This is a genomic window from Sphaerochaeta globosa str. Buddy (genome assembly GCF_000190435.1).
Taxonomy (GTDB): domain Bacteria; phylum Spirochaetota; class Spirochaetia; order Sphaerochaetales; family Sphaerochaetaceae; genus Sphaerochaeta; species Sphaerochaeta globosa.
The window spans coordinates 622529-647207 of the sequence record NC_015152.1; the positions used below are offsets into that span (position 1 = coordinate 622529).

The 24679-nt window shown below is 47.3% G+C and carries 28 protein-coding genes and 1 riboswitch; of the genes, 8 read left to right on the plus strand and 20 right to left on the minus strand.

What is annotated here, in order from left to right:
* Position 1 precedes the first annotated feature (1 nt).
* Both SPIBUDDY_RS02910 and SPIBUDDY_RS02915 read left to right on the plus strand, forming a co-directional pair.
* Positions 2-1159 carry a class II fructose-bisphosphate aldolase gene (locus SPIBUDDY_RS02910; protein ID WP_013606269.1) on the plus strand — a complete coding sequence of 386 codons (1158 nt, stop codon included), beginning with the start codon at positions 2-4 and terminating at the stop codon, positions 1157-1159.
* 61 nt (positions 1160-1220) lie between these two features.
* Complete coding sequence (locus tag SPIBUDDY_RS02915; protein ID WP_013606270.1) at positions 1221-2342, plus strand: NAD(P)/FAD-dependent oxidoreductase; 1122 nt, start codon at positions 1221-1223, stop codon at positions 2340-2342.
* On the opposite strand, the gene SPIBUDDY_RS02920 is transcribed toward SPIBUDDY_RS02915, so the two are convergent.
* The gene (locus SPIBUDDY_RS02920) at positions 2328-4682 is read right to left on the minus strand and encodes an alpha-galactosidase (protein WP_013606271.1); all 2355 of its coding nucleotides are present in this window, start codon (positions 4680-4682) and stop codon (positions 2328-2330) included. The two genes, SPIBUDDY_RS02915 and SPIBUDDY_RS02920, sit on opposite strands and share 15 nt — an antisense overlap.
* 91 nt (positions 4683-4773) lie before the next feature.
* On the opposite strand from SPIBUDDY_RS02920, the gene SPIBUDDY_RS02925 reads away from it, so the two are divergent.
* The gene (locus SPIBUDDY_RS02925; RefSeq protein ID WP_013606272.1) at positions 4774-6018 is read left to right on the plus strand and encodes a hypothetical protein; all 1245 of its coding nucleotides are present in this window, start codon (positions 4774-4776) and stop codon (positions 6016-6018) included.
* Between the two features lie 47 nt (positions 6019-6065).
* On the opposite strand, the gene SPIBUDDY_RS02930 is transcribed toward SPIBUDDY_RS02925, so the two are convergent.
* Positions 6066-6605, minus strand: coding sequence for a hypothetical protein (locus SPIBUDDY_RS02930; RefSeq protein WP_013606273.1), 540 nt, complete (start codon positions 6603-6605; stop codon positions 6066-6068).
* A 454-nt stretch (positions 6606-7059) separates the two neighbouring features.
* Positions 7060-7593: a hypothetical protein gene (locus SPIBUDDY_RS02935; RefSeq protein ID WP_013606274.1), complete on the minus strand. Its 534-nt coding sequence runs from the start codon at positions 7591-7593 to the stop codon at positions 7060-7062.
* Positions 7594-8112: 519 nt separating this feature from the next.
* Between SPIBUDDY_RS02935 and SPIBUDDY_RS02940 the strand changes: the two genes are divergently transcribed.
* Positions 8113-9411 (plus strand): metallophosphoesterase, encoded by a 1299-nt coding sequence (locus SPIBUDDY_RS02940; RefSeq protein ID WP_013606275.1) that lies wholly within the window; start codon positions 8113-8115, stop codon positions 9409-9411.
* Between the two features lie 141 nt (positions 9412-9552).
* Here SPIBUDDY_RS02940 and SPIBUDDY_RS02945 read toward each other — a convergent pair whose 3' ends face one another.
* From SPIBUDDY_RS02945 to SPIBUDDY_RS02975, 7 genes are all read right to left on the minus strand, one after another.
* Entirely contained in the window at positions 9553-10086 is a 534-nt protein-coding gene (locus tag SPIBUDDY_RS02945) for a hypothetical protein (RefSeq protein WP_013606276.1), read from the minus strand.
* Between the two features lie 398 nt (positions 10087-10484).
* Entirely contained in the window at positions 10485-11141 is a 657-nt protein-coding gene (locus SPIBUDDY_RS15595; protein WP_013606277.1) for a TonB family protein, read from the minus strand.
* Complete coding sequence (locus SPIBUDDY_RS02955) at positions 11138-11491, minus strand: ExbD/TolR family protein (RefSeq protein WP_013606278.1); 354 nt, start codon at positions 11489-11491, stop codon at positions 11138-11140. Before SPIBUDDY_RS02955 ends, SPIBUDDY_RS15595 begins: the two co-directional genes overlap by 4 nt.
* Positions 11488-11841: a biopolymer transporter ExbD gene (locus SPIBUDDY_RS02960; protein ID WP_013606279.1), complete on the minus strand. Its 354-nt coding sequence runs from the start codon at positions 11839-11841 to the stop codon at positions 11488-11490. The genes SPIBUDDY_RS02955 and SPIBUDDY_RS02960 overlap by 4 nt, the downstream gene beginning before the upstream one ends.
* Positions 11820-12239: a MotA/TolQ/ExbB proton channel family protein gene (locus SPIBUDDY_RS15600; protein ID WP_081454606.1), complete on the minus strand. Its 420-nt coding sequence runs from the start codon at positions 12237-12239 to the stop codon at positions 11820-11822. The genes SPIBUDDY_RS02960 and SPIBUDDY_RS15600 overlap by 22 nt, the downstream gene beginning before the upstream one ends.
* A 3-nt stretch (positions 12240-12242) precedes the next feature.
* On the minus strand, positions 12243-14111 hold the full coding sequence (locus tag SPIBUDDY_RS02970; protein WP_013606280.1) for a TonB-dependent receptor plug domain-containing protein: 1869 nt from the start codon (positions 14109-14111) through the stop codon (positions 12243-12245).
* 113 nt (positions 14112-14224) lie between these two features.
* Positions 14225-14410: riboswitch (cobalamin riboswitch) on the minus strand.
* Between the two features lie 4 nt (positions 14411-14414).
* Positions 14415-15767: an RNA-binding domain-containing protein gene (locus SPIBUDDY_RS02975; protein WP_013606281.1), complete on the minus strand. Its 1353-nt coding sequence runs from the start codon at positions 15765-15767 to the stop codon at positions 14415-14417.
* A gap of 360 nt (positions 15768-16127) precedes the next feature.
* Here SPIBUDDY_RS02975 and SPIBUDDY_RS02980 point away from each other — a divergent pair, with 360 nt between their 5' ends.
* On the plus strand, positions 16128-16439 hold the full coding sequence (locus SPIBUDDY_RS02980; protein WP_041380530.1) for an iron-containing alcohol dehydrogenase: 312 nt from the start codon (positions 16128-16130) through the stop codon (positions 16437-16439).
* A 346-nt stretch (positions 16440-16785) separates the two neighbouring features.
* Complete coding sequence (locus SPIBUDDY_RS02985) at positions 16786-16968, plus strand: hypothetical protein (RefSeq protein ID WP_041380532.1); 183 nt, start codon at positions 16786-16788, stop codon at positions 16966-16968.
* Between the two features lie 329 nt (positions 16969-17297).
* On the opposite strand, the gene SPIBUDDY_RS02990 is transcribed toward SPIBUDDY_RS02985, so the two are convergent.
* The 10 genes from SPIBUDDY_RS02990 to SPIBUDDY_RS03035 form a co-directional block, all read right to left on the minus strand.
* Positions 17298-17522 (minus strand): hypothetical protein, encoded by a 225-nt coding sequence (locus SPIBUDDY_RS02990; protein ID WP_013606283.1) that lies wholly within the window; start codon positions 17520-17522, stop codon positions 17298-17300.
* Positions 17497-17913 carry a hypothetical protein gene (locus tag SPIBUDDY_RS02995; RefSeq protein WP_245523802.1) on the minus strand — a complete coding sequence of 139 codons (417 nt, stop codon included), beginning with the start codon at positions 17911-17913 and terminating at the stop codon, positions 17497-17499. The genes SPIBUDDY_RS02990 and SPIBUDDY_RS02995 overlap by 26 nt, the downstream gene beginning before the upstream one ends.
* A 649-nt stretch (positions 17914-18562) precedes the next feature.
* Positions 18563-18814, minus strand: coding sequence for an ABC transporter permease subunit (locus tag SPIBUDDY_RS03000; RefSeq protein WP_245523803.1), 252 nt, complete (start codon positions 18812-18814; stop codon positions 18563-18565).
* Positions 18815-18883: 69 nt separating this feature from the next.
* Complete coding sequence (locus SPIBUDDY_RS03005; protein ID WP_013606284.1) at positions 18884-19231, minus strand: nucleotidyltransferase domain-containing protein; 348 nt, start codon at positions 19229-19231, stop codon at positions 18884-18886.
* Complete coding sequence (locus SPIBUDDY_RS03010; protein WP_013606285.1) at positions 19215-19643, minus strand: nucleotidyltransferase substrate binding protein; 429 nt, start codon at positions 19641-19643, stop codon at positions 19215-19217. Before SPIBUDDY_RS03010 ends, SPIBUDDY_RS03005 begins: the two co-directional genes overlap by 17 nt.
* Positions 19644-19908: 265 nt before the next feature.
* Positions 19909-20574, minus strand: a complete 666-nt coding sequence (locus SPIBUDDY_RS03015; RefSeq protein ID WP_013606286.1) for an amino acid ABC transporter permease — start codon at positions 20572-20574, stop codon at positions 19909-19911.
* 4 nt (positions 20575-20578) lie between these two features.
* Positions 20579-21232 (minus strand): amino acid ABC transporter permease, encoded by a 654-nt coding sequence (locus SPIBUDDY_RS03020; protein ID WP_013606287.1) that lies wholly within the window; start codon positions 21230-21232, stop codon positions 20579-20581.
* 72 nt (positions 21233-21304) lie between these two features.
* The gene (locus SPIBUDDY_RS03025) at positions 21305-22102 is read right to left on the minus strand and encodes a transporter substrate-binding domain-containing protein (protein WP_013606288.1); all 798 of its coding nucleotides are present in this window, start codon (positions 22100-22102) and stop codon (positions 21305-21307) included.
* A 44-nt stretch (positions 22103-22146) separates the two neighbouring features.
* Complete coding sequence (locus SPIBUDDY_RS03030) at positions 22147-22896, minus strand: amino acid ABC transporter ATP-binding protein (RefSeq protein WP_013606289.1); 750 nt, start codon at positions 22894-22896, stop codon at positions 22147-22149.
* Between the two features lie 174 nt (positions 22897-23070).
* A complete protein-coding gene (locus SPIBUDDY_RS03035; RefSeq protein WP_013606290.1) occupies positions 23071-23688 on the minus strand; it encodes a hypothetical protein in 618 nt (205 codons plus the stop codon).
* A 276-nt stretch (positions 23689-23964) separates the two neighbouring features.
* On the opposite strand from SPIBUDDY_RS03035, the gene SPIBUDDY_RS03040 reads away from it, so the two are divergent.
* Both SPIBUDDY_RS03040 and SPIBUDDY_RS03045 read left to right on the plus strand, forming a co-directional pair.
* Positions 23965-24237, plus strand: a complete 273-nt coding sequence (locus SPIBUDDY_RS03040; RefSeq protein ID WP_013606291.1) for an AbrB/MazE/SpoVT family DNA-binding domain-containing protein — start codon at positions 23965-23967, stop codon at positions 24235-24237.
* Positions 24234-24635 carry a putative toxin-antitoxin system toxin component, PIN family gene (locus SPIBUDDY_RS03045; protein ID WP_013606292.1) on the plus strand — a complete coding sequence of 134 codons (402 nt, stop codon included), beginning with the start codon at positions 24234-24236 and terminating at the stop codon, positions 24633-24635. The genes SPIBUDDY_RS03040 and SPIBUDDY_RS03045 overlap by 4 nt, the downstream gene beginning before the upstream one ends.
* Positions 24636-24679 lie beyond the last annotated feature (44 nt).

A 24679-nucleotide genomic window follows, 5' to 3' on the forward strand; every position in this document is an offset into this window, starting at 1 on the left:
TATGTCCCTAATTCCTTTGCGCCCACTGTTGGAAACCACCGATCGCTATGGATATGCCCAAGGGGCATTCAATGTAAACATGGTTGCCCAAGCGGAGGCGGTGATACAGATTCATACTCTTTTTCGCGCTCCCGCGATTCTTCAGGGTGCAGACCTGGCAAATGGGTTTATGGGAGGTCGTACCGACTTTCTCAATGCAAATCTTGAAGACAAACAGAGAGGCGCTGTCAATATCGCCAAGGCAGTGAAGGCGGCAGCTGAACACGCCCCTATTCCCATCGCCCTGCATCTTGATCACGGCAAGGATATTGCATCCGTGAAGGCTGCTATCGATGGAGGATATACCTCCGTTATGATCGATGGTTCCTCGCTTCCTCTTGAGGATAATATTGCACTGACTCGTGAAGTAGTGAAACTTGCCCATAGGGTAGGAGTGACAGTGGAAGGGGAACTGGGTGTCTTATCCGGAGTGGAGGACCATGTATTTTCCGAGCACAGTACCTATACAAACCCATTGGATGCCATTCGCTTCTTCCAGGAGACCAAAGTCGATGCCCTTGCGATCAGCTATGGCACCATGCATGGGGCAAATAAAGGGAAGAATGCCAAGGTTCGCAAGGAAATTGCCATAGCAATCAAGGAGTGCCTCAGGCATGAGGGCATCTTCGGGGTGCTGGTCAGCCACGGTTCTTCTACTGTTCCCACCTATCTGGTGGAGGCGATCAACAACCTGGGTGGGAATATCAGCAATGCTCATGGCATATCACTTGAGCAGCTGAAGGAAGTAGGAAAACTTGGTATCGGCAAGATCAATGTCGATACCGACATCCGTCTTGCGGTCACCCGAAACCTCCGTGAGCTTTTCCTTCAGAAGCCTGAGCTCACAGAAGATCCGCAACTGAACCAGATGCACCAACTGCTGAAGGCAAAGCCCGAAGCTTTTGATCCCCGAGTCTTCCTCCCTCCGATTATGGATACTGTCATGTATGGAACCATCCCCAATAAAGCTGTTGCGGATGTGGTGACTGCCATTAAGCAAGGTGTAATGGAAATGGTTGGCTCCCTGATTGTCGAATTCGGTTGTGTTGGAAAGGCAGGGCTTGTGGAACAGGTAAGTCTTGAGCAAATGGCTGATCGTTACGGTAAAGAAGGTTTTTAATTCATTCTGGACAGCCTGCCCCTTCTTGCGGTAGCCTCTGAAGCAAAGCAGGAGGTGCATCATGCATGTAGTAATTATTGGAAACGGGGTGGCCGGGGCAACTGTTGCATCCAAGCTTGCAGCAAAAGGGGTCTCGGTTCAGCTTTTCAGCGAGGAACCCGTAGGCTTTTATAGCCGCATCCTTCTTCCCCAGGCTCTCTGCGACAAAGACGCCTTGCAGGATTTAATCGCCAAGACCGACCCTCCCTACCTTCTTAAGCGTGCAGCTACGGCAATTGATCCACAGAATAAGTTGGTCTACAGCGGCAGTGCATCCTTTCCATACGATAAACTGGTCATCGCAACCGGAAGCCGGTCGCGTATGCTCGATATTTTCTCGTGTACCGACGGAGCCTGTACACTCAGGACCTTCAGTGATGCACAGAGTATTGGGGAGACCATCGAAAACCCGGTTGTAGTTCTCGGAGGCGGCTTGCTCGGGCTGGAGACCGCCCTTTGGGTAAAGAGAAAAGGCTATGAAGTAACAGTCCTAGAAGTCGCTGATCGAATTTTGGTCCGTCAATTGGATACACAGGCAGCTTCCATTCTCAAATCCCACCTAGAGGGGCAGGGGTTGGTGATCAAGGAAGGGGTGAAAACGCAAGCTCAGAAACTCGATCTGGGTGGCCACCTCAGAGCCTTGGTGACCGAAGGAGAGGAAGTACCTTGTCGTACCCTGTTGCTCTCCTTGGGAGTCTTGCCTGAGATTACCCTGGCTAAGAACGCCGGACTGAAGACCAATCGCGGAATTGTGGTGGACCAGTATCTGAGGACCAGTGACAGCGATATTCTTGCCATCGGTGACTGCAGCGAGTACGAAGGCAGGGTTCCCGGCATTGTTCCTGTTGCCCTTGCCATGGCAGAGACGGCCGTAGCCAACCTGTTGGGAGAGCAGAAACCCTATCAGACCCCGGTGTTGTTCACCCGCTTCAAGGGTGACGGGCTTGACGTGGTAAGCGTAGGTGATATTGAAGGTATTGCACAGGCAAAACAAAACGGTAATCGCTATGAAGCCTACTTTGTCCAGGAAGGCAAGCTTGTCGGCGCCATACTGGTGGGAAGCACCACCCATTTGGGTTTTGTGCGTTCCCACTATCAGAAAGAGGTTACCCAGTCTGAAATACAGGACTTACTTGCTTTCTAGGTTGATCTTCTTAAAAATGTAGATTCTGCTGCCGAAGTCACCCAATACGCGTGTCATGGCATCGTATCCGGTCCCTCCGAACTGCTGATTCAGCTTTATGCCCCCAAAGGCAACCTGTTCTCCGCTGACCCGGTAGTGCTCGATTTCACTCTCAAGTGAGAGGGCCTTGCTGATGGTATCCTGGGCAAGGCCGCCTTCAGTGATGGAAACCGGGCTGACGCGGTTGAGTAAGTCACCGAACATCTTGATGTCGATTTTTTGCTGGCGGGGGAATACTTCATACACGGCATGCAAATCGACGGCTTCCACCCTCAACTTGTCTGAAGCAGGGTTGGGCAGGTTCAGCTTTTGGGCGAAGAGTACAAGCAACTCACTCTTATCTTGGCTTGCCACCGCCCAAACAATCTGATTGGAAGGGCTGTTGGCCAACTTGATGCGTGTGAAGATTCCATACTGAAGCAGGGAACGGTGGGCCTTATAGAAGGCGATCTGGCTTCTGACCGCTTCTTTTTGCTGACGGTTGAGCTTGGTGATATCCAGTTCATACCCCAGCACTCCGAAGGCTGCCACATTGAAGCGAGCCTCCAAGTCGGTTCGACGCAGTGTTTGGTGGTTGGGGGAGGAACTGACATGACTTCCCATTGTTGAGAGCGGGTAGCCGCAGCTGGTTCCTTCCTGGATGTAGAGCCTGCAAAGTGCGTCGGTATTATCGCTGGTCCATGTCTGGCTCATATAGCACAGCATACCCAGGTCAAAGCGGTTTCCACCGCTTGCACACGACTCAAAAAGCACATTGGGGAATGCTTGGGTGAGCTTGCCTAGAAGGTCGTACAGGCCCAATACATAGCGATGGAAGAATTCCTGGTGGTTGTGTATCTCGGCATTTGCACTATATAAATCGCTGAACACCCGGTTCATATCCCACTTGATGTAATTCACATCGGCAAGGTGCCATGTCTCTGAGAGGCTCTTGAATAAATAGTCGCGTACATCCTGCCGGCTGAGGTCGAGGATGTATTGGTTGCGTCCGACACTCGGTCTGCGACCTGGGATGGCGATCATCCAATCGGGATGCTTCTTGTATAGTTGGCTCTCGATGCTGATCATTTCCGGTTCGACCCAGAGACCGAACATCATGCCAAGGCGGTGTACCTCAAGACTCAGCCATGCCAGACCTGAGGGAAGCTTTTTCGGGTTCACGGTCCAATCTCCGAGGCTTGTGGTATCGTCGTTGCGAAGTCCGAACCATCCATCGTCGAGCACGAAGAGTTCAATGCCCAAGTCGGCGCTCTCCTTGGCCAGGGTGAGCAACTTGTCCTCGGTGAAATTGAAGTAGGTGGCTTCCCAGTTATTGATAAGGATCGGTCGTTCGCGCAGTTTCCAAGTCCCCCGGACGATATGGTTGTTGATGAAATGATGGAAATTAGCACTTGCACCGTTCATACCCTGATGGGAGTAGGTAAGAACAGCTTCAGGGGACTGGAACCGGTCCTGGGCACTGAGCTCCCAGCTGAATGTTGCAGGGTTGATGCCGGTCATCACCCTGATTTTTCCATAGGGGGAGACCTCGACCAGTTCACGGTGGTTACCGCTGTAGATCAGGTTCATTCCGATGCACTCCCCGTCATCCTTCTTCAGGAATATGCAGGGATTGTGATCGGCACTGGATACACCGGTTTTGCTGTCGTTGATGTAGATACCTGGAAGCAGCGCACGTTCATTCATGTACCGTTCACGCGCCCAAGTTCCGTCGAAGGTTACCAGATTCCAGTCATCGGCATCGAGGTCGAGCTGTGCCGAGGCAAGGTTCTTGATACGGACGCTGCTTGTGCTGTCGTTGTAGATGGTTGCCCTGCGAGTGATGACGTCGCTGTCCTCAAAGACGGTATAGGTAAGGGTCATTCTGATCGGTAGGCAAGTCTCCTTCAGTGTTATCTCCAAGGTGGTGCAAGTACTTTTATCCCCGTAGGACTCGGGCAGTCCGCTGAACGTTCTCGGCTTGCCGGGAAGAATGCGGAAGCTTTTAACGATGAAATCGAGGGTTTGCATACCTTTGGTGTATTCAATAGTGACCGAACACTCTCGATAGTCGCCCTTTCCCATGGTAGAATATTCCATACAGAGGTTTGTGAGAAACAAGGTGGGGTGGTCGCTGTCGTATGCAGTGCTCGTTCCGATGTTCAGGCTCCGCTTCTCAGAAAGGGCATCGACACTAATGGTTGGATTGGATAGGAACCTTCCATAGTAGAGGTGCTCCAAATGGCCCGTTTCGGTTATGGCAAACAGATAGGAGGTATGCTTGGTCGAAAGGTTGAACAGTCGGTCCTTCTTGGAAATCATGAATCTGCACTCCTTGCGTAAGTAAGCGGTATCGAGTAAGAGTATACTGTCATTAGCGGCATTTTAACACCATGTAATGAGGAGAAACGAGATGGATATCCGTCGTCTGAGATTGTGGGAGAGTCGCAATGCTACTGTGTTGTCGAACGACCTGATCAGAGCATTAATCGAAGACCAAGGGGGGATGGTGCTGGAACTCAGTGCTGTTGCCCCTCAGGGCGGCAGGCTCAACGCGCATCTCATTCCCCATTATCGCGGGACCGGCACGTCGGTATTCAGTGATGAAAATGCCGATTACTGGAAAAACAGCCCCTATCTCTACCAGAAAGGGGGCTCATACTTCAGCTTTCCCAACTACGGTCCTGCCTATGAGTCCGATCAGGGTCCCCAAGAGCAAAGCGGCTTTACTGCATCCTCCTACTGGATGGTTGAACGCTATGGGACCGATCCGGAGTTTGGCGGGGTATGGCTGATGAGTATGGTGCGCAACCGTAAGTCCCGTTGGACAGCGCGCAAGATTGACATGTTGCTGCCCAACCAACCTGTACACTATACCGCAATATTCATCACCAACAATGCCCAGGAGGACCTCATCGCCAATACGGCGTGGAACAATGAGCTGGGCGCTCCGTTCTTGGAGTCAGGCTGTGTGCTCAATGCCAGTGCCAACCTCTGGGCTACAGGATCCGATGACCAGCTTATCGGGGCAACTTCGCGCCTCGTATCTGAAACCCAGTTTGAAGATTGGAAGAAAGCCCCGCTGAAAGAAGGGGGGACTGTCGACTTGACCGATGTTCCTCCTCCGATCGGAAAAACAGACTTCATCACCGGTGTTGTACCGAGAACCGCAAACCTTGGTTGGTCGAGTGTGATCAACCCGCGTCAACAGATGGTGTACTTCACCTTCTTCCCCGGACCTGCTGCCTTGGAGGAAGAAATGCTGCCGATCAACTTCAATAATTTTCTCTTCGACTATGGCGGAAGAACTGAAACACCATGGGCTTTTTACAGTGGCGGCATGAGCCATCAGTACTCGCTGAACTGTGGTTCAGGGACCAACCACCTGTATAAAGGCCTCAAGGATGCCCAAAACAGCGATGCAATCCTGGGCGCAGAGACCACGGTGACGATAAAACCGGGAGAGACGCGAAGCCTTTACTATGCCACAGCCTTCGCCCCCTATGACAACAACCGCATCGGAGGCAACTTCTACTCGGTTGAGCAGGTGGTAGAGGGCATTGTGCTTAAACGGACCAAGTCGTACGCCTTTTTTCCAGCCGACTCAACCTTCCACTGCCTCAAGATGCTTTGCAAAAGGCTTTTGGCAACGGAGTAAAGAAAAAGGCCACCTCAAGGAAGGTGGCCTTTTTCAGCAATATTTGATTACGTTGCAGTATAGGTGAAGGTTACGGTGCCTTCGTAGGTTCCTTCAACAGCAGCATCGAAGCTCGTCTGGTCGACCGAGAGGGAGATTTGATGGGACTCGCTGGAAAGGCCGGTCAGGCTGGCTACAGTGATAACATCAACAGCAGTGCCAGCAGTCGCTCCATCGGTGGTAAACGTAACGCCGTTCACTCCGACGGTGTAATCGATGTAGGCGGTGATGGAGCTGACAGTGCTGGCCATGGCGGTGGCTTCCATGGTCACCGTGTATCCGGTACGGTTGTTGGACAAGGTGGAGAGATACGCATCAAAATCCTGTGACCCTGCCTCAGTCACTCCCAGAGGACTATCAAATCCATCAGCAGTATTAAAAGATCCGGGAGAAGTCCCTGTGAAAACTTCGGCTGTGATCTTCATCTTGTTGATACCTTGAATGGTGGTGCTCACATCGAAGCTTGAATCAGCAGGATTGGTGGCAGCGAAGAGGCCAACAGTGAATATGGTTACTATCAGAAGTACGGCTATGATGTTCTTTTTCATTTTATGTTCCTTTCGAAGCTTTCAGCTCCGCTACAAGGCTGCTAATGTTCTGTTCAATTCCTTAAGCACATCTATACTATAGTAAAACACTAGACTTATGTCAACATGAAGAAGGCAAATTTGTATTTCTAGCAAGGAAACCAAAAATATTACAGTATTAAATATAATAAAGCTATATATAAAAAAGAAAAAACAATCTTTATGATTTTTCTAGACATGTGACATAATGCAACAGAATTGATAGGATTTTAAGGAGATTCTAGAAAAATCAGTGTTGCATAGGCCTATTTATTAACTTGAAAATTGGAGCTCTGACATAAGCAAACCTCATGTCTTTACCCAGTAAATTGTGGGCATTGATGGCCTTCCTCCCCGTTGCCCCCATCTAGGAAAAGAAGAAGGCCACCTGCTGGACAGGTGGCCTTGGACAGACAAGTTTATAGTGGTGGTTCTGTTAGTTGGCAATGTAGGTGAAAGTCACCGTTCCGGAGTAGTTGCCCTCGACTGCTGCATTGAAGCTGGTCGCATCGACTGACAGAGTGATGGGATGTGACTGGCTGGTAAGGCCGGTCAGGCTTGCAACGGTGATGACATCTACAGGAGTAACAACGGTTGCACCTGCAGTGGTGAGGGACTTGGTGTTAACACCAACGGTGTAGTTGATGTAGGAGGTGGTCTGACCTGCGACTGTACTGGTCATGGCCGTTGCACCCATGGTTACCTTGTAACCCGTGCGTTTGTTGGACATGGTGGACAGGTATGCGCTGAAGGTTTGAGCTCCCGGGGCTGTCACGGTAAGCGGGCCTGCATAGATGATTGCATCGTCGAAGGATACAGGAGTGGCTCCGTTGAAGGCGGCTGTGGTGATCTTCATTTTGTTGATGCCGGCGACAGCAGTAGATACGTTAAAGCTGGCGGGGTCAACAGCGAAGGCAGAGACGGTGGAGAATACGATTAACAGAAGTACGGCGATGATGCTCTTTTTCATGATGTAATCCTTTTCGAAGCTTTCCGCTTCGGTGCAAGTTTCTATGTGTCCTGTGCCTTTTTCCTAAGCACATCTGTACTATACTGAAACAAGAGACTTATGTCAACAGATACTAAAAAAATCTGTAAAAAAAATAAATAAAATAGTATAATAGAATATATAAATGATGCAATTTAATATTATATATAGAAATAACAAAGTATCATTCGTTTCTCTTACTTATGACAACAATGCACATACAAAGAAAGACTGTTGAGAAGTCTCAAGAGAATTGATATATGTTAAACACTATAAAAGTCTGAACTATGACAGAAGTATGAATTGTCTCTTGACTAGGTTCCGAGCCCTGTGCTTTGGCGCAATTGCTGGTTGTGCAGAGAATTCCTCATGGGGTTCTGTACTGTGTGATATACTCGGAAATGTCACTTAATCTCTGTTGCTTGTACGGTAGGAGGCCTTGGATTGCATGCTGCCGGTAATAGGTTGGTATGAAGTAATTAGAAAAGGAGAATTTACTCTATGAAAAAACGTTGGGTGGTATGTGGCTTGATCATCATGATCGTAAGTCTTCTTGGGTGTAAGCAGCTTGCAAGAACGGAGCAGGCAGTTCCTGGATCTGAGGCCTTATGGTCGGTGCAAAGTGAAGTAAGAAATAAAGTGGTGGTCGTAAGTGACCTTCATTTTGGAATTGATGATAGATACTCTGAGACGATTGAGAATCGCAAGGTGTTCATCACCTTCTTGGAACGTCTTGGAGCCATGAGCGATGTAAGCGAGTTGGTTCTTGCTGGAGACTTCCTGGATGATTGGTACCTGCCTCTGACGTATCCTGCGTATACGGACTCGGATGCCTTCTATCGGCAAGTCATACAAACCAACCAGGAAGTATTTGATGGATTGCAGGCGCTGCTGGATAAGGGGATACGAGTAACCTATGTACCGGGAAACCACGACATGCTTTTGGAAAGTGCTGTTTTGCAGGAGGCGTTGCCCGGTATCAACCAAGCACGTGATGCCCGCGGGTTGGGTGCCTATGTGACAGGCCTTCGGGATGAGATTGTGATAGAGCATGGACACCGATACGATGTGTTCTCTGCACCTGAGCATATAGCCAATAAGGATTTGACCGTTGGCGTAGATTCCATGCTTCCTCCGGGATATTTCTATGCGCGCTTTGCAGCAAGCTGGGTCTTACAAGGAAAGCCTCTGATCAAAAAGGATTATCCGACGATCACCCAAGTTCCCGATCCCAAATCGAACTCCGATCAGTTTGGTGCCTATCTGTACTATAGAATATGGAATAGTGAATTGGGCAACCGGATCACTCCATTTGAACGATTTGAGGATAAGGTTCTCGAGATGCAGCACAATGGATACAACGGTAACTATTCGATTGCAGATTTCTATCCTGTAGTACAGCGTGATGGTACAATTAGTGCCCCGACGCTTTTCAGGAATTTTCAACGTACATGGGATAAGAATCAGGAAATCAATCTGGTCGAGCATAAGACATCCTTCATCGAGAGCGTGGCGGGAACACTGGACGGCGACTATTTCTTCAAACAGGCTAAGAAACAGTATTTGCTAAACCCCGAGAAAAAAGTGGATGTAGTGGTATTCGGCCATACCCATAGACCGGGGCTAGAGAAACTACCCGATTATGATGGTAAGTACTATGTGAACAGTGGGACCTGGATCGATCATAACACCTACCACCCGGGTGCAAGCACCTTTGTGGTGATTACCTCGTCTGAGACTGTCGATACCGCTCAGCTCTACGAGTACTACAAGGATGGAACGGTAACATTGCTGAAGTAATGGAATAGGCTAGCGTGAAGACACAAAGAGAAAGAATCAACTAGGGGAGCCGAGAAGGCTCCCCCTTTCTATCAGGACCAAAGAGAAGGCCACCTGCGAAACAGGTGGCCTTGGACAGACAAGTTTGCATTGTTGGTTCTTTTAGTTTGCGGTATAGGTGAAGGTTACCGTCCCGGAGTAGGTGCCCTCGACTGCTGCATCGAAGCTGGTTGCATCGACTGACAGGGAGATTGCATGAGACTGGCTTGCAAGGCCGGTCAGGCTGGCTACGGTGATGACTTCTACAGGGGTAACTACAGTTGCACCTGCAGTGGTGAGGGACTTGGTGTTAACACCTACGGTGTAGTTGATGTAGGAGGTGGTCTGTCCTGCGACTGCACTGGTCATAGCGGTTGCACCCATAGTCACTTTGTACCCAATTCTGTTGTTGGACATGGTGGAAAGGTATGCACTGAAGGTCTGAGGTCCAGAGGTGGTTACCCCAAGAGGTCCGACGAATGCAAGCGCAGAATTGAAAGATGCAGGAGTGGTTCCGCTGAAGGCGGCTTGCGTGATCTTCATCTTGTTGATGCCGTTGACAGCAGTAGAGACGTTGAAGCTGGCAGGGTCAACTGCGAAGGCTGATACAGTGGAGAGGGCGATTACCAGAAGTACGGCTACGATGTTTTTTTTCATGATGTAATCCTTTTCGAAGCTTTCTGCTTCGGTGCAAGTTTCGTATTGTCCTGTGCCTTTTTCCTAAGCACACTCATACTATATAAAAACAGACGACTTATGTCAACAGATTTTAAATAAAATAGTAAAAACTATTGAAAATTTTAAAAAACCATGAATGAAATATATTTATATTAATATATTATATATAAATAATGATGTTTGGCGCAGTTGTTATACTTGTGACAACAATGAACATTGGTGGAATGATTTTTCCCCTATTGTGCAAAGTATTAAGAAGATTGATAAAGATGAAACAATCAAGAAGTAACAACTATGACAGAAGTTACAGACTTATTACAGGACCTTCTGTACTCTGTGTATTGTTGATATCGCTGAAGGTAGGGATAAACAGAAACTTATTGCAGCGTGAAACGAATTGGATAGCGTAAGGTTACCGCTACCGGAGTATCCTGGTACAAAGCAGGAGAAGTCTTGAATGAGGTGAACGCTGCTATGGCAGCTTCAGCCAGGCCGTACCCGGGATCCTCTTCAACCACAATTCGTTCAACCAATCCGCTCTCTGCAATGAAAAGCCTGACTATGACCAGACCTTCCTTGCGTTGTCTCTTCGCTAGAGGTGGATATACTATTCTTGCAGCAAGCAGAGCCCTGTCAAAGACAGGAGCTAGGGTAACTGACTCAACAGGATAGTACCCATCGATAAGCATTGGTGTGTTTTCTTCTGCCTGTTCTGCTGCTGCTTGCTTCTCAACCTGCTGAACCATAGGCTCTTGTGTTTGAGTATGGCTTTCCGTTTGTTCCTGGATAGGCAGATTCTCTGGTTGGGGAATTGGCGGGACTGATGGTTCCTCTTTCAGAACTTCCTCTCTAGCCGGTGTTGTCTCTTTCGTGGAATGCTCAACAGCAATCCTGTCCACCAGCGAAATCGTTGCCGCCTTTGCTGCTGCAACTGGGATTGGTTCTTGTATCTGAAAGGAAATTGGGAGGAATAGGAAAGCAGTCAACAAAGCTGTTACTCCAATACCCAGCAGGAATGCATAGCGCAGTTTCATTCTTGCTCCTCCACCAAAAGGTGCACTGTCTCCACACCTATTGCTTTCAGCTCTTCAATGATCGGATGAAGCGCTCCATACGCCGTTGCCTTGTCAGCAAGCAGGGCATATACAGATTTTTTTTCAAGCATGTCCAACGTGATACGCTTGCCTTGCTGATAGACCTCCCCATTCTTTGCAATGAACAAGGTAGGGATGTTCGCAAGGTCAATGACCTGTCCCTGTGTTTGGGCTGGATCGAGGGGTACAGGAGTCTGAAACGAGGTTATTGCCATAATGAGGAAGAAAAGCAGCAAGAGAAAGGCAATATCGGTAAGGGCGGAGGGTGGGGTAGGTCGCTTCTTCCTCATGGCATTACCTCTAGGCTCAGCGAGCTGAGTGGATACTGCTCAAGCAGTGACATAAGCGAAACAACCGTCTGCCAATCGGTCTTGGCTTCGATGGCAAGGCTTAGGTGAGGTTCCTGGTTGAGGAAAGGAGTCAATTCAGCATTCTGTAGAACTCTATCCTGGAAGAGAAGTGTTCCATCGTGTTTGAGCGTTAGCTCTAGGGGATCTTGGGCTTCACCGATAAGAATTGCACTGCTGCTCATGTTCAGTTCCAGGCTGTGCGAGGCCGCAACTCCTGAGAGCAGGAGAAAGAAGATAATGAGAAGGAAAGCAATGTCGCTGCTTTGGCCTAACTCTTTTCGTTTTCGCATAGAGCCTCAATGGCAAAGTCGAGGGCGAAGCTTGCGATGGTTGCCACAATGGATATGATCAGACCGAAGGCAGTGGTGAAGAGGGCTTCATACAGTCCTGCTGCAACGACTTGCAGCTGGACTGAGGAAGCTTGTGATACCGACCTGAACGCCGTGATCATCCCGGTGACGGTTCCCAGGAATCCGAGGACCGGGGCGATCATGGCGATGAGGTCGAGAATGCTCAACGGTTTTTCAACCTTCGCTTTTATCACAGGTTCTTGCTTCCTGACGAGGAGTATCAACGTGATGGTCCTCTCAATACTAAGCACGACGGTGATAACCAAAAGGGCATAGAGCGGCCACATGACCGCTCCTCCTTGTTGCATGATCGAGATGAGGTTGGTGGTAGTTTTCATAGGCTAGAAAAGGAGCTTTCCGCCGATGCGGATCTTGGTCCCCGGCATCGGGTACCCTGATGAGAGCTCGTACTCGGTATTCAGCAGGTTGTCCAAGGCAAGGTATGCGCTCACTGTTTCGGTAATCTGCATGTTCATGCTGACATTGAGTAGGAATGCACTCTCTAGTGAGCTGGTCCTGCCCAAGTACTCGGCACTGAATACAGACTCAAAGCGGTTCAGCTTGAAGAATAATGAGCCTTTTGCTGTGTGCTTTCTGATGTTTGCAACCTCGACATTGTCTGAGAACGTCTTGCCTCCTGAGATGTCGTAGCTCTTGTTGTAGAGGTAGCTGACCTGGAAGTTGATGAGCTTGGACAGTTCCATGGACAAGGTCTGTTCCGTTCCCAGGTACACGCTATGGGCAATATTCTGGGGAATCCAGGAGGAGTCGTAGCCGATGTCGTTAAAGATGTTCCTGCCAAACAAGGTACTTTCATAGGAAAGATTATCCAAGGTACCGGAGAGGCCAAGTTCTCCATTCAGACCCTTCTCCGTCTTGAGGTTCGGGTTGCCCATGAACGGCCAGTAGAGCTGGGAGAAGGAGGGAACGTTCTCTGCATAGCTGATCGTGGCCTTCAGGTCGAGATCTTTCATCGGAGTATAGATGGCACCCAGCGAAGCATTGGGCGAGAGGGTTCTCAGGTCGCTGAGGTAGGCAACATTCAAACTGGGATGCAGGGAGAGTGTTCCATCCAGCAGGTAAATGCTGCCATTTGCAGAGGTTGAGATGGTATGACGCGTATTCTGTCCTACATCGGTGCTGTCTACGTAATCGAGACTGTAGAGCAGGTCTGTATTCAGCGTATAGGACTGGCCAAGGTTCCAGATACCTTTCAATTGTGCAGATGCTTTATGTTTACTGTGAGTGCTGTCTTGGTAGTCGGCATCGTGGTAGAAGGTTTGGCCGTAGGCATAGTGCAGGTAGGCAGTGAGTGTTTCCAACGTTGAGCTTACTTCTGAGAGTTCGATGGTATTGCTGGTGCTTGCAACCAGGTCATTCTGATAATCATCGGGTGTAAGGCCGAAAGCGAGGTTGCCTGGAACTCCGAGGTTCTTGTAGGTAACCAGATTCTGGGTGGTGAACTGCAGCTTGTCAGATAGGTTGCTGGTGAAGTTCACCGCACCATGTGCCTCATAGACCTGCGCATTGTCCCTGAGTGCAGCACTATCGTTGTAGGTGTAGGCATTCTGTGCTGTAAGGCCGCCGACTGAGGCAAGCAGACCGTCGTTGGTGTAGGTGAGGTCGAGTTTCTGGCTGTCCAGCAGGGAGAGCCAGTGATGAGTATTACTCGTGCCATAGGAAAGAGGAAGGAAGGACCCGTTCTCGATGGTAAGGGAGAAGGGCGTTTCACTTTGCTGCCCTCTCTTGGTTATGATGTTCACCATGCCCCCGATGGCGTTGGTTCTTCCCAGATTACCTGGTCCGCTTTTTACGACTTCGATGCGATCGATGATCGAGATGGGGATGCTGGAGAGGTCAACAGTCCCGTCATGGGCTGAGGAGAGCAGTACTCCGTCAAGGTAGATGAGGTTCTTGGAGGAGGTAGCTCCCCTGATTACCACTGACTGCAGTGAACCAAGACTGCCTACGGAGTTGAAGGATACTCCGATTGCTTTTCCTACAAGCTCGGCAGTGCTCTGGGCGTTGTAGGTGCCGATCTGCTGTTCGGTGATGACAGAAACGGAAGAGGCTGTGTTGGTTTCAGCTTCTGCAAGTGAGTTTTCAGCTATGACCAGTTCATAGGCTGTTCCAAGGTCGGTGTTTGCTTGTGCTGCAAAGAGTGTCGAAAGGGCGAGCAATAGGACAGAGAAGATTCCGCGCTTCTTCATGAAGGGCCTCCAGAGAGTGGTGTCTGGATATAATGCTTCGTGGAATAAAGGGGAATTCAAGAAAGGCTATACCTATGCGGTATACCCGTACGTAATGCTGTCTCTTTTTCCACGAAGAAATTATTATCTGGAAACGTCTCCTGGCTTACGACTCTTTTTACTGACAGGCCTTCTCATCCGAAGAGGACAATGGCGTATCTGCGTTCATCATCGATTACAGTGGCGGGACCGCCGGGGAATCACACCCCGTTCCGTTTTTCCAGATCCAGCGATTCCTATCCTAGAAGAAGAGCGGGGGGGAGGTCAAGACAGGGGTAGCGGGATGTAACGTGTAAACTTACCGCTTACTTGTTGGGTCAGCTGTCCTTCATCACACAATTCCTTGAGTAAACGGAAGGCTTTTGTAGTTTTTAACCCAACGAGGTTCTCAACCTCCTTCCTTGAGATGAATCCCTTTTGTCTTGCAAGAAGCATGATGGATTGCTTTTCAGAATCTATAGACTCTCCAACCGTACTCTCGATTCGTTCTTGCTTCTGGGAATAGTGAACAATTTCGTTTCTGTTTGGAAGGATGCAGGAGAAAGCTCCCTCCACAGCTCTAAAAACTGGTTTCCTTGGGCAATCTTCATACAGGCGTATAATCTTTCGTATGCCTGTTCCATAACTTTCTACCAGCCGTAAGCGATAGAAGATAGCCGCTAGGTTGGGATTTCTCGATTGGGATACACCCAATTGTATGGCTTCCATGGAGAGTCCCCTCACTAAACCACCAAGAGATATGAACTCCATATGGTCGTCATATACATTGATGATGATGCCTGCACAGAAGAGATAGTCGCGATGGATGAGACAGTTCAACAATGCTTCACGGATGGCATCTTGGGGGTAATCTAGTGTGTCTTCTCTCAAGAGTCCGGTGAAGCTTGCTTTTGTTTTATTATTGTTGTTGAGGTATTCATATACATCATTCAGTTGTTTCAAAATCGAACCGGAAAATTCTCTCCTATCCCGAAAGGTTGCATTATCACGACCTTGGAACACAGCAACTTTGCAGGTATAGGTGCATTGGTCTGAAAGCAGCATTGCGAGATTGGTGAAAAGTTTATCGGTACCAACCATCTTGAGCGTTTCCATTTGTGCTTGTTCAAATGCGAGTTGTCGCATACTCATTTCGTTTTTCATTACAGTAAATGTCAGGTTTTGCTCGAAACTTCTACTCTCCTCAAATGATGTTCCAGACGTTTCCAACATAAGATTTCGAATCCCTGACTCATTCATCGGGACACATGCATTGCCAAGCCGGGTGTAGACTCCACCTGGCTTTAGTCCGAATTTTGCCAAGTAGTAGGGTCGTCCAGTTCCAACTGCTACTGAAGCCTTGACGATATTTTTTGCATCCATCTCAACAGTCCTGATTGAAATAAAGGGGGAGGCATCGGGTAGGATTGAATCATGAATTATGCTGGAGAGTCGATTGGAGGCATCATCAGCATCCTTAACACCACAGACACTGCCGTCATTACGGATTCCTATAAATAGATCTCCTCCTTCGGTGTTCAAAAAAGCAACCAATGTCTTGCATACTGAATCCGGAATCTTATTGGTGTCATTTTCAAATTCTTTGAACTCGATATTGATATTTTCAATACTTGCCATGTTCTTTCCTTCTTTCTTTCTTGCTATCCTTGGTATAGACGAGAAAGAGAGGTTATACAACCCAATCGTATGAGTCTGTCTACGTTTTGGTAGACAATCATTTTCGGTGCCGTTACAATCTTGCACTGCTCTGAAATTCAGCTGTTGGACAAGAATTTTTAACTAGTAATCTATATTTTTATGTTCTTGAGCTGCTTATAGATATACAATGGTATCCAAGCGATTCATGATTGTTTGTACTATGACGGATGGATGACTCCCATGCAGCATTTTTCATTCTGGAATCCCACAAGAAGTATAGTTGGCAAGGGAACGATGTCGGAAGTCGGCAAGGAATATGCTACATAGGGCAAGAAGGTATTGCTCCATGGTTGTGACGAATCCATTGAGAAAAGCGGTGGATGTGTAATTGATTCTGCAAAAGCGATTGCTTTTGGTGTGAAGCTGCCATCTTCAGAGGATGTCTGGCACAACTCTTATATGAAGGCTGAGTATTCCATCCGTGAAGCCCTGTCGCTTGGGGTAGTCCTGACAATTCCTTCAGCAGGTTCTGAAAGTTCCCTAGGCTCGGTCATTACTGATGCAGAGCATGGGTTTATGCGAGCAGTAAATAACGGAACCATCGTTTCAAAGTTTGTAGTGATCGATCCACACACAAGCTCTGCTTTATGACAGAGAACGCCTTTGTCGGGGAGCGGGCACATTAGGGGGATTTCAAGATACTCTATGTCGACGATGTGCAGGAGATCTATTGACTAGCTTTGCAATCGTAAAACTTTTGAAGGTATAGGTTAGCTTCAGACAAAGGACAGAGCGTGGGGCGCTTTCGTTATCGTATTTCACAATTTTTACTGGTTTCACCACAGTGGTGAAAGGAGTGTTTTTAATGAAAGTGCATCCTCTTACTTATTTTCATGATTCCGGGTTTGGTCGACAATAGAAACGCCTTGGGCTTGACGATGACGCACTTCAAAAACTCCTGGACCAAGTATTGGAGAATCCCAAGGCGAGCAATGTGATGAAAGGTTCAAAAGGATTGTGCGAGTTTCAGATTGGTTTTTCCGGTCGTGGGAAAAGCGGTAGTGGCCGAGTAGCATACCCAACAGCTATGAAGGGCAACCGGTCAGCTGAGGAAAATAAGAGAATCATGAACCTGATTGCCATTCTGGAAAGAATATCCAAGAAAACAGTTGAAGCATGAAAGTGTGGTAGAAATACACCACAAGGGTATTCTTGCAGGCTCCTTCAGTTAATCAGGGACAATCCTGAGATGATTGTTCAATACGTAAATGAAGCGTAATGGATGGAACATGGCTGGCCATTCGGGCCAGCTTCAGGCTATCGATAATAATTATGAGAAGATAGTGCTTTCCACCGACTCCTTGATCAGCTTCAACTCAAGCAAAGGAATATCATCGACTTCCTGCTGGAAGGCGGCGGTTGACCGGTTTCTGATCGGATTATTGTTGAAACTAAGTTTAAACTGCTATCTTGCGGTTCCTGTGAACTTTATGGAATCTGTACCTGGTTTCAATGGTGATCCTTGTTGTTTTTAATAGAAAAAGAGTTAATTTTTTCTGGGGATAGTGCTGAAACTGATTGTTTTGTATCTTTTACATACTTGGATAAAGCACGCAGGTCAATTCCTAAAGAAGGTTTTGCTTTGTACGGGTTGATTTCTTTAATGAATGCCTGGACAGCGATATCTTTTTGTTTAGCTTCTCTGGAATTATAATTCTTCATTTGACCATTCATATGAATACACCTCACGTATTTCTCTTGCCGATTCTTCCGGTATCACAAAATGATATGGATGAATTATTCCTGCAGGAACAGCTCCAAACTGATCAATGTAATGCTGAAGTATTTCTTTATCCATAGCAATGGCGTGAACGCAACCTCCATGCTTATGCAGCTCAGAAACCTTTGCGGCTATCGCAAAAAGATGACCTCCAACCCCTTCATACTTTTTTACACCATTTCTCCATGAGTTGTTTTCCGGAGAACAACTAGCCCAATTTATATATTCTGCATTGCTTGCATCGTCATCTGTTAATGCAATAAGTCCCTGAATATCAACAGTACCTTTTAGAACCAAGGCATATATTGCAGTTTCTTCATCGAACTTATCCCAGTCACATACCATCCATTACTCTTATTGAATTTGGAAAGAAAACTCTTTCTTTGGATTCTTATCACTTCAGTCTCAACAATATCACCAGTTGCAACGTGCTTGAGACAAGGAGTTATACTATCTATGGTGAATGGTATCATTTTCTTCTCCTATGCGAATCTTACCACATAACCACCAAACAATACATCATTCCGGTGAAGACTATACCTCTTAACGCATTGAATCGAGAAATTGGAATGTTAACATTAACATGTTGTTTTCATTGAAGTTATTAAAAACTTGGATGGTCTGCAATTCTATGCCAAGAATGGATGATGGATGGATTGACCAAAATCTCGTAACTTCGATGGAAATTCATGCCATTGAGGACATCCATGACATGAAGAACCAAAGGAAAAGCCTAAAATGAGCATTGAGAAGAAAGCACCAAAGGCAGACATTTCTGATCAGAGCTGTGGTTTTGTAGTCCTGCACCCCGGATTAATCCGGGGCATGCAAGGCTATGCGTGGTCTCCGAAGCAGTAGCTTGGCTCTTAGGTTCAAACACACATTAAAACCGCTATCTTGCGATTCCTGCGGATTTTTTGGAATCTGTACCTGGTACAGATGGTTAGAACTTGATTCGCTTGGCTATGGTGAGTACTGCACTATTGGCTCCATACTATGCCAAGGCAACCAAGGTATAGAGCAGAATGACCTGATACGAATACTTGAATTTTCCCATACTGATGGTTGCATTCATCATTAATTCCGATATCCCGACTACTTGCAGAAAAGAAGTATCTTTGAGGCAGGTTACAAACTGGCCGAGCATGGGAACCAGTATTTTTCTCAATGCTTGGGGAAAGATGATATAGCGAAGAGTCTTGTACCGTGAGAACCCTTGGCTAGCAGCGGCTTCCCATTGCCACAATGCCGGAGAATACTGCCTTGTCGGAAGGCCGGCCATTGCTGATCAGAGCTGTGGGGTTTATTCGGCCTTCTATCTGGCTTCGATGGCTGGCTTCGGTTTTTGGTAAATAATAATACCAACACGTTCGATATGTGCTAATAAATCGGGGTTATCAATCTGAGACCATGAAGAAATGTCAAAGGAATACGGAAGGAGTAAATCATCGATTTCTTCTGCAAGCTTACCAACCAAGGAGTCTTCGAAATGCTCTCCTTTAATGGTAATATCAATATCGGAGCCTGGGCGATACGTTCCTTTTGCACGGGATCCGTAAAGTATTACAGCATCAATTTCTTTGTAAGATTTGAATAATATATCCAGTTGATCAAGAATTTCAGGTCGCAAGCCGAGTTCCTTGGCATCAGGTTTTGATTTCATGAGCAAGGCCTTCGCAAGTTTTCTGAAGCTTTTTGAATGCGTGAATATACGTATTGATGACACGGCCGACAATTGCATTGGCCACTGCAATATTGTATGTGTGGCTGCTCAGGTTGCGATCCCGTATCATCTCCATCCAAGTTTCCCCATCTTCAATCAAACCAACAGCAAAAGCTTCTCGAACAGTGTCTTTTGAACCATAGAGTTGTTGTGTGCCTTGATCTTTGAGATAATCGCGAAGTACATTCCAACCCAATTCATGGGAGCATTCAAAACAGTGAACAACTCCGAATTGTTCCAATGAACTTAAGGTCCTTTGGTTTGCCAACGAGACGGCCGCATCTAATTGATCGAGAGCCCGAGAGTAATTAGATAGACGCTGAATCCAACGGATATCTTGCTGTACTTCCATATATGCATGCTTCTCCTACATGCAAGCATGGCATGAAAACGGTTTTCTCTCAATTGATAAAGTCATCTTGGAAAAAGTGGGGCATTTGCCGAATATTCACAGCAACAGAGTGATTCTGTAGGGAAGCTCATCGACTTTGATACGTCATATCAGATTTACGTAAGCATCGTGGAAAGGGAATAAATGCTGCTTCGTAATAGACCGAAGGCTGACCATCTCTGATCAGAGATAGGGGATGAGTGGTTCTTGTACCTGATGCCGATGGTTAGAACTTGATTCGCTTGGCTATGGTGAGTACTGCACTATTGGCTCCATAATATGCCAAGGCAACCAAGGTATAGAGCAGAATGACCTGATACGAATACTTGAATTTTCCCATAATGATGGTTGCATTCATCATGAGTTCCGATATCCCGACTACTTGCAGAAAAGAGGTATCCTTCAGGCAGGTTACAAACTGGCCGAGCATGGGTACCAGTATCTTTCTCAATGCTTGGGGAAAGATGATGTAGCGAAGAGTCTTGTACCGTGAGAACCCTTGGCTAGCAGCGGCTTCCCATTGTCCTTTGGGTATTCCGTTCAATCCTCCCCGTAGGATTTCGGCAACCATGGCACTGGTAAACACGGTCATTGCCACAATGCCGGAGAATACTGCCTTATCGGGAATACGAATACCCAATATGACCGATGGCAACAACAGCCGAAAGCTGAGTATGAACAAGAGCAGGGGAATATTCCGTACGGAATCGATGTATAGAGCGGCAAGCTTGGCTGCCGGCCCCTTGCCAAGGTATCGGGCGATCCCGAGGACTGAACCAAACACGAAACTGAGGCAAATGGAGATGAGTGCAATGAACAAGGTCATCCCCAACCCTTTGGATAGGAATACCAGTACTTCGGGTATGCTGTAGGGATCAAACAATTCAATCATTATTTCACCTCACCTTTGCTTCCATTCGCTTCACCAGCCTGCTCAGGGGAAGGCAAATACTCAAATACAGCAAACCTGTCACCAGAAAGGTGGGACCGTACACGGCAGTCTCGCTTGCCCAGGAATCTGAGCGGTACATGAGATCGCCCCCTGCAATCATGGCAAGGACCGAGGAGTTCTTTATAAGGTTCACTGCTTGGTTTGTCAGAGAGGGAAGGGCGATTTTCATGGCTTGAGGGATTACCACATGCACCATGGTCTGTAGGTAGGAAAAGCCCTGGCTCATTGACGCTTCTGATTGTTGCTTGGGAATGGCGAGTATGGAAGCTTCTACGACTGCGATGCCAAAGGCGCCGGTGTAAAGGGCCAGTCCCAGGCAACCAACTGCGAAGGGCGATAGGACTAATCCCATCCGAGGCAGTACGTAGTAGAAGAAGAAAATCTGCACTACCAAGGGAGTATTCTGAAAGAGGCTCATGTACAACCAAAGGCCCTTTCTCCAGATTCTTGCCTGTGAACAGCGAAGTATTCCACCGATCAGGCTGATAAGCAGCGTGAGGACGAGGGCAAGCAAAGAGACTGCCAGAGTCATCCCAAATCCAGCCAAGAAAATGGAAAAGTCAGTAAACAGGCGTTCCCACATCCACAATTTGAACACAAAGTACTCCCTTACGAATGAAAATAAACCCTACCCCCTTTCACAAGGGGGTAGGAAGAACAGAACTGATGGTTATCGCAAACCCCATGCGGTAAGCATCGAACTCATGTGACCGGTTGCCTCCAAGTCGGCAATAGTGGCATTCACTGCTTCAAGCAATGCAGTGTTTCCTTTCTTGACTGCGATGCCGTAATCCTGTTTGGCAAATCGTTCGGTAAGCAGTTTTGTAGAGTCTTCCATGTACCCGTTCAGGATGGCGAAATCTACGCTGAAGGCATCCACCCTCCCACTGTCCAAGGCAACTTTAATCTCTGGATAGGTTGCGAATTCGTTGAACTTAAGTGTTATGCCAGCTTCTGCAGCACCGGCTTCCAGGCTCTTCTTGGTGGTGGCACTCTGTGCTACACCGATGGTTTTTCCTGCAAGGTCGGAGAATACTGCATAGGGCGATGCTTTCTTGACCATTACGGCTACTGCATCCACATAGTAGATGGTGGAGAAGTCCCAGCTTTTGCGGCGTTCTTCGGTTACGGTAAAGGTAGCAGCAACCATATCCAATTCACCGGTGTCCAACAAGGGGCCTCTGGTTTTTGCGGTGACTGGGGTGAGCTTGATGGCATTCTCATCGCCGAAAATTCGTTTTGCAACTGCCTTTGCGAGGTCTATTTCAAACCCTTCGATTTCTCCGGTATTGATGTTCTTATATCCAAAGGAGGGAACATCCACTTTACATCCGACACTCAGGTACCCTTTTGCCTTCAATGCGGCCAAAGGATCGGATACGGCAGACTCTTTCGTCCCTGCAGCAAACAGGGGTGAGAGCACAGCGATGAGCAGCAGGACAACAACAGAGCATTTGGTGTTCTTCATGAGATTCCTCACTTGCAATAGATTCATTCCCAGTAACACTGGTCTCAGGCACTTTTCAGAATTTTTGAGAGGAACTGTTTGGTTCTCTCTTGCTTTGGTGTATTGAACACCTCGGCAGGGCTTCCGTCCTCGACAATGCGTCCACCGTCAAGGAAGAGCACCCTGTCAGCGATGGATCTGGCAAACCCCATTTCATGGGTAACCACTACCATGGTTATATTCTTCTCATGGGCTATGTTTTGCATGATTTCCAATACTTCGCTAATCATCTCGGGGTCGAGAGCGCTGGTTGGTTCATCAAACAACAGCACCGGGGGGCGCATGCATAATGCACGGGCAATGGCGACACGCTGCTGCTGGCCTCCTGAGAGTTGGGCAGGGTAGGCATCGGCTTTCTCTTCCAATCCAACCTGCCTGAGGTGCTCCATTGCACAATCAACTGCAGAAGAGCGGCTTTCTTTGCGTAGTTTCTGGGGAGCAAGGCACAGGTTGTCTAGTACTGTCATGTGGGGGTAGAGGTTGAATTGTTGGAAGACCATTCCTATTCCTTCCCGGATTTTGCACAGCTCCCGGCCTCGTTTGGTTGTCAGTTCATGTCCGTCGACAATTACGCATCCTTGCTGGGGTCGCTCAAAGAGGTTGATACACCGAAGCAGGGTGCTTTTACCTCCTCCTGAGGGACCGATGATTACAGTCTTTGAACCATGGGGGATATCGAGATTGATGGAATCGAGTACTTGCAGGGATCCGAATCGCATGGTCACGTCTCGTAAGCTGATGATTGGTGCATTCATAAGATTTCTTCCCTCCAAGGAATAAAAAAAAGAAGCCCAAGCACGCTCACTGCGTATTGGACTTCTTTGTCTTTCGGCTATTCTATACAAATACTGGATGTTTATGCAACGGGTATGTAAAAAGAACCTAAATTATGTTGACAGCCTCCAAAAACCATGCATAAAGGGTAGCATTCAAAGGCTTTCAGAGGAGACAGTACCTGGTATGGTTGTCCAAGTTGACTTGTAAGGATCAAACTTGAGTAGTTGCGAAGATGAAATGATGTAACTCTCAAATTTCAGATCATCCACCCCAGCGATAGGGGCGTATTCGCCGATGAATAATATTGGATCAGAATTTGTATCCGAATCCGTCATACGGGTTTGATAAGCAAGTGCGTATGGGTCATACGATTCCGTAGTTTTTCCATACCCGACGAGAACCTTTGCATCAGCATCGATGAGCAGCAAATGAGAGAATTTTTTAGAGCTGCCAGCTTTGACGTCCAGCTTGTTGTCATGGTCGAAAGCCACCTGAATCCGCTTCAGCCAAACTGTATCGACTCTATTCCCTATGCAGCACGTTTTAGGTACAAGATCTTCTTTGCTGTAAAAAGCATAATCCAAAGAATTGTATTCTGGCTGCACAAACAGGCCCAGTCTATCCGACAGTTCGAAGACAGTATTACGTATATAGGAGTTCATGGTTTTCTTTGACCGAAGTGCAGCGTAATACGCAGAGGAAGAATTCTTGTTGATTTCAATCCAAAGGCGATGAATCTCTTGCAATCTCTCCATAGCTTGTGTCTCCATTCACAACTCCTCCAAGGAAATACCTGATTTGAGGGTAGCATTTTTCTCTCTTGAAAGAAAGAAAACAGCAATCAAAAACAGCAGCCTGACCCATAGACAAACCGAAGGCCGACCATTGCTGATCAGCCTTGTGGGGTTAGTGGAATCCTTAAGCTTCTACCTGGTACCCTTCAATTAGGTTGTCCGATGGTCCAGACCTCAAAGGTTGCAGGGCTATTGTTTTTGAAATCAGTTGATTGTAGTATATAAGTAAGAAAATCTTACAAGGAGATGTTTATGGATATGCAAGTTCTAACAGTCTCATCAAAAGGACAAATTGCTATTCCTGTCGAAATGCGCAAGCGTCTTTCTATTACGAGTGGTACTCGTCTAGTGGCATACGCTTCGGGTGACGTTATTATGCTCAAGATAGTAAAACTGCCGACGATAGAGGACTTTGATGTTGCTTTGAGTGAAGCTCAGAATCTTGCTGCTTCATCTGGTCTGAATGAGGATGATGTGAACACAATCATCAAATCGTATCGTCAGCGTAGAAGGATTGGTAAGTGAAGATTGTCATTGATACCAATGTTTTCATTTCAGGCATTTTCTTTGGAGGCTATCCAAAGAGAATTATCAGAGCGGTGGCTACGCAAGAGTTGGACGCTTGTGCTTCTCCCCAAATACTCGAGGAATATCAGGAAATCACCCAAGAAATGATTGCTAGACTTCAAGGTAAAATTGATGAAGACGCATTATCTTTATTCTTTCAGAATCTGGAGATGGTCTTGCCATCTGCACATATAGAACTGTGCAGAGATCCTGATGATGATAAGTTCCTTGCATGTGCAAAGGACTCAGGAGCTTTATACATTTGTAGTGGTGATAAAGATCTATTAGTCTTGGAGAAATTTGAGAATATTCAAATCATCACAGCAAGGGAATTCTGCGAAAGGTTTCTTGTTTGATAGTATCCTGTTATTGAGTGCTATTTAGCCTCATAACCAAAGGC

Coding starts and splice junctions, on each gene's coding strand:
- SPIBUDDY_RS02910 (WP_013606269.1), top strand. CDS start 2: ATGTCCCTAATTCCTTTGCGCCCACTGTTGGAAACCACCGATCGCTAT.
- SPIBUDDY_RS02915 (WP_013606270.1), top strand. CDS start 1,221: ATGCATGTAGTAATTATTGGAAACGGGGTGGCCGGGGCAACTGTTGCA.
- SPIBUDDY_RS02920 (WP_013606271.1), bottom strand. CDS start 4,682: ATGATTTCCAAGAAGGACCGACTGTTCAACCTTTCGACCAAGCATACC.
- SPIBUDDY_RS02925 (WP_013606272.1), top strand. CDS start 4,774: ATGGATATCCGTCGTCTGAGATTGTGGGAGAGTCGCAATGCTACTGTG.
- SPIBUDDY_RS02930 (WP_013606273.1), bottom strand. CDS start 6,605: ATGAAAAAGAACATCATAGCCGTACTTCTGATAGTAACCATATTCACT.
- SPIBUDDY_RS02935 (WP_013606274.1), bottom strand. CDS start 7,593: ATGAAAAAGAGCATCATCGCCGTACTTCTGTTAATCGTATTCTCCACC.
- SPIBUDDY_RS02940 (WP_013606275.1), top strand. CDS start 8,113: ATGAAAAAACGTTGGGTGGTATGTGGCTTGATCATCATGATCGTAAGT.
- SPIBUDDY_RS02945 (WP_013606276.1), bottom strand. CDS start 10,086: ATGAAAAAAAACATCGTAGCCGTACTTCTGGTAATCGCCCTCTCCACT.
- SPIBUDDY_RS15595 (WP_013606277.1), bottom strand. CDS start 11,141: ATGAAACTGCGCTATGCATTCCTGCTGGGTATTGGAGTAACAGCTTTG.
- SPIBUDDY_RS02955 (WP_013606278.1), bottom strand. CDS start 11,491: ATGAGGAAGAAGCGACCTACCCCACCCTCCGCCCTTACCGATATTGCC.
- SPIBUDDY_RS02960 (WP_013606279.1), bottom strand. CDS start 11,841: ATGCGAAAACGAAAAGAGTTAGGCCAAAGCAGCGACATTGCTTTCCTT.
- SPIBUDDY_RS15600 (WP_081454606.1), bottom strand. CDS start 12,239: ATGAAAACTACCACCAACCTCATCTCGATCATGCAACAAGGAGGAGCG.
- SPIBUDDY_RS02970 (WP_013606280.1), bottom strand. CDS start 14,111: ATGAAGAAGCGCGGAATCTTCTCTGTCCTATTGCTCGCCCTTTCGACA.
- SPIBUDDY_RS02975 (WP_013606281.1), bottom strand. CDS start 15,767: ATGGCAAGTATTGAAAATATCAATATCGAGTTCAAAGAATTTGAAAAT.
- SPIBUDDY_RS02985 (WP_041380532.1), top strand. CDS start 16,786: ATGAAAGGTTCAAAAGGATTGTGCGAGTTTCAGATTGGTTTTTCCGGT.
- SPIBUDDY_RS02990 (WP_013606283.1), bottom strand. CDS start 17,522: ATGAATGGTCAAATGAAGAATTATAATTCCAGAGAAGCTAAACAAAAA.
- SPIBUDDY_RS02995 (WP_245523802.1), bottom strand. CDS start 17,913: ATGGTATGTGACTGGGATAAGTTCGATGAAGAAACTGCAATATATGCC.
- SPIBUDDY_RS03005 (WP_013606284.1), bottom strand. CDS start 19,231: ATGAAATCAAAACCTGATGCCAAGGAACTCGGCTTGCGACCTGAAATT.
- SPIBUDDY_RS03010 (WP_013606285.1), bottom strand. CDS start 19,643: ATGGAAGTACAGCAAGATATCCGTTGGATTCAGCGTCTATCTAATTAC.
- SPIBUDDY_RS03015 (WP_013606286.1), bottom strand. CDS start 20,574: ATGATTGAATTGTTTGATCCCTACAGCATACCCGAAGTACTGGTATTC.
- SPIBUDDY_RS03025 (WP_013606288.1), bottom strand. CDS start 22,102: ATGAAGAACACCAAATGCTCTGTTGTTGTCCTGCTGCTCATCGCTGTG.
- SPIBUDDY_RS03030 (WP_013606289.1), bottom strand. CDS start 22,896: ATGAATGCACCAATCATCAGCTTACGAGACGTGACCATGCGATTCGGA.
- SPIBUDDY_RS03035 (WP_013606290.1), bottom strand. CDS start 23,688: ATGGAGACACAAGCTATGGAGAGATTGCAAGAGATTCATCGCCTTTGG.
- SPIBUDDY_RS03040 (WP_013606291.1), top strand. CDS start 23,965: ATGGATATGCAAGTTCTAACAGTCTCATCAAAAGGACAAATTGCTATT.